We start from the raw sequence: 2,070 nt of genomic DNA, 5'->3' as shown, positions 1-2,070 counted from the left end.
GCAATACGTCCGCCAGCAAAGCGGCAGTGACATCGTAGGCCGCAAGTGACGCCCAACGCGCCTCGAGCGCAAGCAAATCGGGAGTAACGCGTTCGGGCAACGCTGCCACGACAGGCGCGACGAAGCCGCGCGCCGCTTGGCATCGGCAGCGTCGATATCGCGGACTTGGCAGAGCGAGCTTGCCGAAGCACGTGCGCACGGTGATTGTCCGGTTATCCTTCAGCCAGCGGGGTCTGCAGCAGTCTGGACAAGGCCGCTGGCACCGGGAATGATCCATCACCTGAGCACCGGTGATCGCGGTCTGGAGCGCAGCAAGGGCCTTCTTCGCTTCTTCCAGCGTCAGACCGAGCTCATCGATCGACAGTGCACCATCTGTTCGGTCGAAGCACATAATCTCTTGCGTTTCGTCTACTGCGTCGCCGCCGTCGATCATGAGTTGAATGGCAAACCGCATCCGCATCCCTCCTTATCTGCAGGAAAGGGAAGCATGTCGATCTGTTGCGGTCAGCCCCTGATGAGCTCCGAAAATTCGAGTTTCAAAGCTGCATTCACCTCGCGCCGGCTGAAGCGCTCGGGTTCGAAGGTGCGCAGCGGATCATCGTCGTCGGTATCTCCTTCATCCCCATGAAGCAGCCGATCGATGTCACCAAAGCGGATCCGATCGACGAGCGCCATATAACCTGGTGGACCACCAATATCTTCAGGCGGACCGGCACGCGCGCCGGCGATGCAGACCGGGTAGACCTTGCCGCCCTCTCGCTCGAGCTTGGCCTCAACCCTGATCTCGTGTTCCCACAGATCGCCGAAATCGTACTCCTAGTGGATCCTCTGGCGCACGCGCAATTGGAGATCGGCGAGCGTCACCTCGCGGCCAGCCGCGTCGCGGTGGCGCTCGCCAGTCCAAGTCGTGCCATAGTGCCGGCTGTGCAGCTTGAAAGCATGGAGATGGTAGTCCTCCCAACTGAATGCGATCTGGATTGCTCGGTGCAGCGCGTAGAGCGTCACTTCTTCCGGAACGAGCAGCCGACGCCAAATCATCGGCGAGATTCGTCGCAAGCTCACTTTGAGTTGGTACACTTCGGAATTTGCAACGTCGGACATGGCGGTCAGGCTAACTCAGAGCCGACGAGACCCCCAAGTTTTTCATGCTCCCCAGAAAGATGTCGACTGACCAGCTGGACCAACTCCGTTTGCATTCTTGCTGTCCAGCACGGAAAGGGCAAACAGTCCAACCAAACCCCAGGGGAGCAGGCATGTTATTCATCACCGACGACGCCGGCATCCCCGTCGGCATCGTTAGAAAACCCCGGCATTATGTCGCCCGCCAGCAGCTTTTCCTTCGAGAGAAGGCCGGCGTCCTCGAGCGCCTCGAAGTCAGGCAAGTCGCGCAGCGTGTCGAGCCCGAAGTGGGAGAGGAAAGTTTTCGTCGTCACATAGGTGTAGGGCGCGCCAGGCGTCGGACTGCGTGGGCCGGAGGCGATCATGCCGGCGCCACGCAGATGGCCGATCAGGTCGCGAGAAATCTCCTTGCCGAAGAAGGACGACAGCTCTGCGCGCGTGATCGGCTGGAAGTAGGCGATCGTCATCAGCACCAGCACCTCGGATTGCGTAAGGTCGACGGCACGCTCGCTCGTACCCAACGCCGCGCGAATAGCATCGCCGTAGACAGGGCGCGTAAGATGCTTCCAGCCGCCGGCGACCGCGACCAGGTCATAGGGCCGGCCGCGCAGCTCCTCGCGGATGTCGTCGATGATGAGCTCGAGATTGCAGCTCTTGCCGACGACTCGCGCGAGAGTTTCACGTGTCACCGGCTCGTTTGCCGCGAAGATGGTCGCCTCCACGCGGTTCATCCATTCCCGCCAGCGCGCCGCTGGCGGCAAATGGTCCAACTCCCGGTCGAACAGACCGTCGTTTGGTCGACCTTCGGCTGCTTGTGCCCCTTTCCGTCGTCTGGCCGCACTCTCCACCATCGTCGTCACAGTCCGTAGATGCGGAAGGTCGCTCGACCAGAGAGTTCGCGCACGGCGCCGAGCTCGACCAGGCGGTCGAACAGGCGGCGCAGGCCACGGT

At 61.5% G+C, this 2,070-nt stretch carries 2 protein-coding genes and 2 pseudogenes; all 4 read right to left on the bottom strand.

Annotated elements, in window-relative coordinates; all coding sequences use genetic code 11:
- Positions 1-454, bottom strand: a pseudogene (locus tag E5W70_RS22900) (ISKra4 family transposase); the annotation flags it as partial.
- Positions 455-504: 50 nt separating this feature from the next.
- Positions 505-1,101 (bottom strand): annotated as a pseudogene (locus tag E5W70_RS22895) (plasmid pRiA4b ORF-3 family protein).
- A gap of 155 nt (positions 1,102-1,256) precedes the next feature.
- On the bottom strand, positions 1,257-1,970 hold the full coding sequence (locus tag E5W70_RS22890; RefSeq protein WP_292662734.1) for an SMC-Scp complex subunit ScpB: 714 nt from the start codon (positions 1,968-1,970) through the stop codon (positions 1,257-1,259).
- Between the two features lie 5 nt (positions 1,971-1,975).
- The coding region (locus tag E5W70_RS22885) for a DUF1403 family protein (protein WP_292662775.1) at positions 1,976-2,070 on the bottom strand (95 nt) is incomplete at its 5' end.

Origin of the sequence: Mesorhizobium sp., from assembly GCF_005063415.1 — a bacterium.
Lineage (GTDB): Bacteria > Pseudomonadota > Alphaproteobacteria > Rhizobiales > Rhizobiaceae > Mesorhizobium.
This window is presented reverse-complemented; position numbering and strand designations above follow the sequence as displayed.

Bases quoted from the DNA above. Each gene is read 5' to 3' on its own strand.
- E5W70_RS22890 (WP_292662734.1), bottom strand. From the start codon at position 1,970: ATGGTGGAGAGTGCGGCCAGACGACGGAAAGGGGCACAAGCAGCCGAA.